Origin of the sequence: Lutibacter sp., assembly GCF_040883305.1 — a bacterium.
In the GTDB taxonomy this organism is placed as follows: Bacteria; Bacteroidota; Bacteroidia; order Flavobacteriales; family Flavobacteriaceae; genus Lutibacter.
Window position 1 is genome coordinate 1 of record NZ_JBFLKT010000053.1, and the last position, 2,804, is coordinate 2,804.

Genomic DNA, 2,804 nt, shown 5'->3' on the forward strand with positions numbered 1-2,804 from the left:
ATTATGAATCAGTTGCGAAAGATATTTTTGGAACAACTCCAGAAATGTTAACTTTTTTCTCAGATTTGACAGGAATTTCATACCCTTGGGATAAATACAGCCAAATTGTAGTGAGAGATTATGTTAGTGGAGCTATGGAAAACACCACGGCAGTTGTTCATGGAGAAGCTGCACAACAAAAAAAAGGGCAATTAGTTGATGAAAATGAATGGGAAGGCACCATTGCTCACGAATTATTTCATCATTGGTTTGGAGATTTAGTAACAACCGAAAGCTGGGCAAATTTGACAGTAAACGAATCTTTTGCAACGTACAGCGTGTATTTATGGTTTGAACATAAATATGGAAAGGATAAAGCTGCCGCTCATATGTTTAAAGAGGTGCAAACGTATTTGCAAAGTGATAGTGAAGACAAATTTTTAGTCCGTTTTCATTACCACGATAAAGAAGATATGTTTGATACGGTAAGTTATCATAAAGGAAATGCCATTTTGCATATGTTAAGAGATGTTTTAGGTGATGATGCTTTTTTTGAAGGATTGAGAAAGTATTTAAACGATCATAAATTTGGAACTGCTGAAGCGCACGAGTTACGTTTAGCACTTGAAAAAGTTAGTGGTAAAGATTTAAATTGGTTTTTTAATCAGTGGTATTATGGAAACGGACATATAAAAGCAAATGTATCATACGATTACAATACCATAAATAATACAGTCACTGTAAATATAAATCAACAAGATAAGGTGTTTACGTTTCCGTTATCTATTGATATTTATGAAGGAACTCTAAAAACCAGACATAATGTTTGGGTAAACAATAAACAAAATTCATTTACTTTTCCATTTAGAAAACTTCCAAATCTAATAAATATTGACGCTAAAAAAGTGTTATTGGCCGAATTTACAGAAAATAAAACTTTAGATAATTATATATTTCAATTTAATAATGCACCGCATTATTTGGATAGAAGATTGGCGTTAGAAGAAATAATAAAACATCAAAAAGATAACAAAATAGCATTAAATACTGTGGTTAAGGCATTTAATGATCCTTATTATGAAATAAGAGTTTTTGCATTAGAAAATTTGGACTTATTTCAAAAGTATAATAAGAAAGATATAATTACAAAGGTGGAGCAAATAGCTCAGAAAGATAAAAAAACCTTAGTTAGAGCTGCTGCCTTAAGTGTTTTAGGGAAATTAATTGAACCAATTTATAAACCATTATTTGAAAGAGGTTTTCAGAGCGAATCGTATGCAATAATAGGAAGTTCAATAACATCACTTTATCAAATTGATAAAGAAAGTGCTCTGAATAAAATTAATTCGCTTGATGAAACTATAAAAGAAAGTTTAGCAGATGCCATTACAAGTATTTACATTCAAGAAAAAGACAAGTCAAATTTACCTTTTATTGCAAATCAGGTTTTAAATGGAATGTTTTTAACTGAAGATGCCAGAACTCAACAATTATATGGAGAGGCTTTTAGGTGGATTGCAGAAAGTGATAATAAAGAAGCTATCACCAATTTAACTAATAATTTTGTGAAATTAGGGATGCAATTTAAAAAATTCAATTTTGATAAAATGGCTGTTAATATGTTAAATCAAATGGTACAATTACAGCTTCTATCAACAAATACAAATAAGCAGGAATTGATTTTAATTATAAAGACTGGAATGTCTAAACTTATTGATTAAGTAGAGGGATAACTCCTTTTAAATTGTTAAGTTTTTTATACCCATTGGTCGTCGTGCTGTATTTATTTCAGCATCTCACATATTATTATTAATATTTGCTTTGTCATTCCTTTTGAGGCAAATAAACATCTAGGTTCAACATAGCCAATCTATAAAACCCTGAAAACACCAAACAAATAGAAATTCACCAAAACAGCGTGTGGATACCTGTCTGAAAAGATAAGACAAGGCTCATTAGAATTTTTATATAACCCTTATGCTGAAATTGATTCAGCATCTCATAATCATTATCGTTAACTCTTCTATATTAAAATATATAAAGCCATTTTTAAGAAGTATAATTTTTAAAGCTACCATCTTTAAAAAAAATAACAATCCTTTCAATTTCTTTAGAATTTTCTTCTATAGTTTTAATTGGAAATGTTTTTTCAACCGTAATCTTTTTTTCATTTGAAAAAAGAGTAGGGGGATTCTGAATACTTCCTAAGGTTTGTTTTTTAGGAAAATTTCCAACTCCATTTAATAACCAATACAATTCAACTTCAGGAAAAGTTTTTAAGATTTTTAATACAAACTCCAAACTTGGTTTATTTCTACCAGACAATAGGTGAGAGATACTTGAGCGCTGAACATCAATTTTATCAGCTAACAATGCAGCTGATAATTGGTAAAAATCCATAATTATATTTAAGCGTTTAGCAAATTCTTCTACGTTTACCATTAGTTACAAATGTAAATTACAAAATATATTACAAATGTAATCAATTCTATATTAGAAAGCAAAAATACACTATTATATATTAGAATAAGTATGTAATAGATTAAATAAATACTTTATGTTAGGCAGAATTAAATTCTAAATAACAGCATCTTATAAATTCGTGATAAGAAATTTTTATAGTACCTGTTCAAAAATTAAAATACAGTAGTTAATTTAGACAGAAGTCGATTACAATTGTATAATAAAAGAACGAATTATGTAGTTACAATTGTAAATATTAAGATGATTACAATTGTAACTTGTTTGGAATTTGAAAATAAAATGTATTGCTGGAATTAAAAAAATATATGCTTATTTTTGTCAAATGAAATTAATAAATACAG

2 protein-coding genes are annotated in these 2,804 nt (G+C 28.3%); one reads left to right on the plus strand and one right to left on the minus strand.

Features of this window, described 5'->3' with window-relative positions:
- On the plus strand, positions 1–1,700 hold a 1,700-nt coding region (locus tag AB1Z17_RS01570), incomplete at its 5' end, for a M1 family metallopeptidase (protein ID WP_368050035.1).
- A gap of 328 nt (positions 1,701–2,028) precedes the next feature.
- Here the strand turns inward: AB1Z17_RS01570 and AB1Z17_RS01575 are convergent.
- Positions 2,029–2,421 (minus strand): helix-turn-helix domain-containing protein, encoded by a 393-nt coding sequence (locus AB1Z17_RS01575; RefSeq protein ID WP_368050036.1) that lies wholly within the window; start codon positions 2,419–2,421, stop codon positions 2,029–2,031.
- Between the last annotated feature and the right edge of the window lie 383 nt (positions 2,422–2,804).

Excerpts from the sequence above, each read along its gene's own strand:
- AB1Z17_RS01575 (WP_368050036.1), bottom strand. The coding sequence starts at position 2,421 with ATGGTAAACGTAGAAGAATTTGCTAAACGCTTAAATATAATTATGGAT.